This window comes from Streptomyces sp. NPDC059668 (assembly GCF_042734135.1).
Taxonomy (GTDB): domain Bacteria; phylum Actinomycetota; class Actinomycetes; order Streptomycetales; family Streptomycetaceae; genus Streptomyces.
On sequence record NZ_JBHWEL010000143.1, the window covers coordinates 3,376 to 6,913 of the forward strand.

Here is a 3,538-nt window from a genome sequence, read left to right on the forward strand (position 1 = left end):
CCCGGCGCCCCGGGGGGGCCCCGCGGGCCCCCCCCCCCCGCAACGGGGGGGGGGGGCGCCCCGCGCCCACCCCGCCCTAGGCCCCCGCCCCCCGCGGGGGCCCGGGCCCCTTCCGTTTTGTTTCGTCTTCCTCGCCGTTCCCCCGTGGCCCGTGCCCCGGTGTCGCCGTTTCCTGTGGCCCCCGTCCCCGTGACTGTCGTCCCGTTGCCGGGTCAGTCCTCCCAGTCCGACTTTTCCCGGTGGCGGCGGCCGAAGAGGCCCGGGGAGACCCGCGCGGCCTGCACCGCGTTCACCCCCACGATGCCGACCCAGGCGACGAGCAGCCCGGGCAGGTGCGCGATCCCGCCGCCGATCGCGGACAGCGGGACCGCCAGGACCAGCGAGACGATGCCGAAGCCGAAGCGTTCGCCCCATGAATCGGTCCCCTGCGGTGAGCGCGCGCCACGGGCCACCACCATCTGCTGCTCGGCCAGCTGTCGCCGCACCCTTCGGTCGACCGCCCCGTCGAGTCGCTGCTCGACCTTCTCCAGGAAGGAGTCGACGAGCGCGGATTCGTACTCGTCGCCCAACTCCCTGCGCGCGTGCAGAGTGGCGTCGAGTTCCTTCTTCAGTTCGGCGTCGCCGCCCGCTTCCCTACCGGTCATGGTGTTCACGGTAGGGAGTCGAAGCCCCCGTGACACTGGGGATAGCCCCCCTTTTGAAGCGGGGCCGCACCCCCGTGGACGGGCCCCCGGGCGACTCCGGCGAGGTTCACGCGGCGGGAAGGTCCAGCGGGCGCAGCTCGTCCGCGTACGAGACGGAGATGCGGCGCATCAGCCCGTCCTCGGTGATGTCGTACTGGCCCAGCCGCCACAGCGGCGGCGAGTACGCGTGCAGCGAGACCGCGTCGTCGGTGGCGCCGGTGAGGCGGTGGATGTGTTCGGGGCCGAAGCAGAAGGACTCGCCGGCGCCGACGGTGACGGACAGATGGCTGCCGCCTATGCGCGGGTTGGTCTCGTTCAGCGCGCCCTGGACGACGGCGACGGCGCCGGAGGAGATGTCGTGGTCGTGCCAGCCGGTGTCGTTCCGCCGGGTCCAGCACAGCAGCCAGACGTCGACGTACTCGTCGCGGTACAGCGAGGCGTAGTGCCGCTCCTCGTCGGAGAAGGCGACCTGTTCGCGCCAGCGGTCGGGGCGGCCGGCGAGATCGTCGACGAGGGCCTGGAGTTCGCGCTTGCCGAGCGTGCGGTCCGGCAGGGCCTGGTACGTCATGGGGTGGCTCCCTTCAGCATGCGGTCGGGGTTGGCGGTGCGCAGGGCGTGGACGGCGGCGTCCGCGCCGAGGTCGGGGACGACGGGGGTCGCGTAGGGGCGGTCGCTGCCGCTGACGACCACGTCGATGCCGACGGCCCGGACGAGCGCGTCCACCGCGCGGGTTCCGTAGGAGGAGGTCTCGTAGAAGACGTCGAAGTCGATCTCACCGCGCCCTCCGCCGCGGGCCGCCAGCCGCTCGCCGTGCAGCGGGGCCAGTCCGGCGAGGGCGGCGAAGCAGACGCGCAGCCGGGGGTGGCGGGCGCGGCCGAAGGCGCGGAAGGCGAACCAGGACGCGTGCAGCTGGTGCAGGTAGGGCACCAGCGCCGGCCACCAGGGCGGGGCGTGCGGGGCCGGTGGCGCCGCGCCCGGGTGCACGAACAGCGGTTTGTCCTCGCGGGCCAGGACGTCGAGGAGCGGTGCGTGGTGCTCCCAGCCGGCCGCGTCCAGCAGGGCGGTGGCGGGGAGCTGGAGGCCCGCGCAGCCGCGGCGGAGTTCCCGTCCGACCGCCTCGGGGTCCGGGGCGGACAGGCAGGGAGAGGCCCAGACGCCGAAGGGTTCGGGAAGTGCGAGCGCGCCGTCGTGGAAGGCGGCGAGCAGGGGCGCCGCGTCGGCGGGCGGCAGGAACTCGATGCCGAGGGGGCTGGACAGCGAGACCAGGGCCAGGTCGAGGCCGTCGGCGCGGGCGAGCGCGGTGCGGGCGGCGAGGTCGTGGTCGGCGGGGTCGACCTCGTACGGCGGCTCGCCCGTCAGATGCAGGGTCCAGCCGTCGAGACGCGGTGGCGCGGTGCGGGCGCGCAGCAGCTCGATGAACGCGGGCGGCCATATGTGCTGGTGGACGTCGGTGGGCACGCGGCGGTCCTTGGAAGGAGTCCTCGGGGAGGGGCGGAGGGGCGAGAGGGACGGGAGGGGGCCGGAAGGGGACGGGAGGGTCGGTCCGGGGCAGGTTAACCGCTTCACTTATGCGCTTAACTTAAGCGGTTAACAACGTGGCGTGTCAAGCATGCGCCCGTAGTGCGGACGCCTCCCGGTAGGCTTCCGGGCATGGCCAGGCCCAATAAGCGCACCACCCTCCGGGAGGTGGCCGAGGCCACGGGCCTCTCCACCGCCGCCGTCTCCTACGCCCTGCGCGGCAAGCACGTCTCGAAGGAGACCGAGGAGCGGGTGCGCAAGGCCGCGGCCGAGCTCGGCTACGAGGCGGATCCCATCGCCCGCGCGCTGGCCAGCGGCCGTACCAGCATGGTCGGCGTCCTCGCGGGGGACCTCCAGGACCTGTGGCAGCAGCAGCTGATGGCGGCGATCGGCCGGGAGCTGCTGGCGGGCGACCGTTACGCGCTGATCCTGGACGCCGGTGGCGATCCCGACCGGGAGCTCGTGCTCGCCAAGCAGTTGCGCGACCAGCGGGTGGACGCGCTGCTCGTGTCACCGGTGAACCCCGCGGCCGAGGGGTGGGCGGCGATCGCCGACGCGCTTCCGGTGGTGGCCGTCGGGGACTCGCTCAGTGCGGCCCGTACGGCGGGGCAGGTCATCTTCGACAACCGGGCCGGTATCGACGCCGTGCTGGAGTACCTGCACGGTCTGGGCCACCGCCGGGTGACGGTGCTGACCCCGACCCGGCCGAGCACGCCGGACCGGCCGGCCGACGTGTATGTGGGCGAGGCGGCAGCGCGGCTCGGGTTGCGGGCCGAACTGGTGCCGTGTCCGCAGGAGTTGGGTGAGGCGACGGTGGTGGCGCGCCGGCTGCTGGACGGGCCGCGGCCCGCGACCGCCGTGTTCTGTTTCTCCGACTCGCTCGCCTACGGGGTGTACGCGGCGGCGGCGGAGGCGTCGCTCGTGGTCGGGCGGGACGTGTCCGTGGTCGGGTTCGACGACCATCCCGTCTCGCGGGTGCTCGCGCCGCCGTTGACCACGGTGGACTGGGGGTTGTCCGAGATCGCGGCGGAGGCCGCGCGGTTGACGGTTGCGGCGATCGAGGGGAAGCGGGTGCGGAGGAAGAGGATTCTGTGTGCGCCTCGGATGAGTGAACGGGGTTCGGCCGTACGGGTGTAGTCCCACGGGGGTTCTTCGCCCCCGCCGCCCCTACCCGACCCGTCCCCGGGGCTCCGCCCCGGACCCCGCCAGGGGCGCTGCGCCCCCTGGACCCCCGCTTCGCCCGAAGGGCTCGTCCTCAAACGCCGGACGGGCTGAAGATGCATGGCCTGGGCGTCAGCCTTTCAGCACCCTGATAGCGCAGGCCCGCACCATCAGCC

The 3,538-nt window shown here is 73.7% G+C and carries 4 protein-coding genes; 1 reads left to right on the forward strand and 3 read right to left on the reverse strand.

What is annotated here, in order from left to right:
• Positions 1-212 precede the first annotated feature (212 nt).
• The 3 genes from ACFV2J_RS42285 to ACFV2J_RS42295 all read right to left on the reverse strand — a co-directional run bounded on the left by ACFV2J_RS42285 (position 213) and on the right by ACFV2J_RS42295 (position 2,141).
• The gene (locus tag ACFV2J_RS42285) at positions 213-644 is read right to left on the reverse strand and encodes a hypothetical protein (protein WP_168528478.1); all 432 of its coding nucleotides are present in this window, start codon (positions 642-644) and stop codon (positions 213-215) included.
• Positions 645-750: 106 nt separating this feature from the next.
• Entirely contained in the window at positions 751-1,251 is a 501-nt protein-coding gene (locus ACFV2J_RS42290; RefSeq protein ID WP_385097437.1) for a cysteine dioxygenase, read from the reverse strand.
• Positions 1,248-2,141, reverse strand: coding sequence for an amidohydrolase (locus ACFV2J_RS42295; protein WP_385097434.1), 894 nt, complete (start codon positions 2,139-2,141; stop codon positions 1,248-1,250). Before ACFV2J_RS42295 ends, ACFV2J_RS42290 begins: the two co-directional genes overlap by 4 nt.
• A 192-nt stretch (positions 2,142-2,333) precedes the next feature.
• Between ACFV2J_RS42295 and ACFV2J_RS42300 the strand changes: the two genes are divergently transcribed.
• The gene (locus ACFV2J_RS42300; RefSeq protein WP_385097431.1) at positions 2,334-3,338 is read left to right on the forward strand and encodes a LacI family DNA-binding transcriptional regulator; all 1,005 of its coding nucleotides are present in this window, start codon (positions 2,334-2,336) and stop codon (positions 3,336-3,338) included.
• Positions 3,339-3,538: the final 200 nt, after the last annotated feature.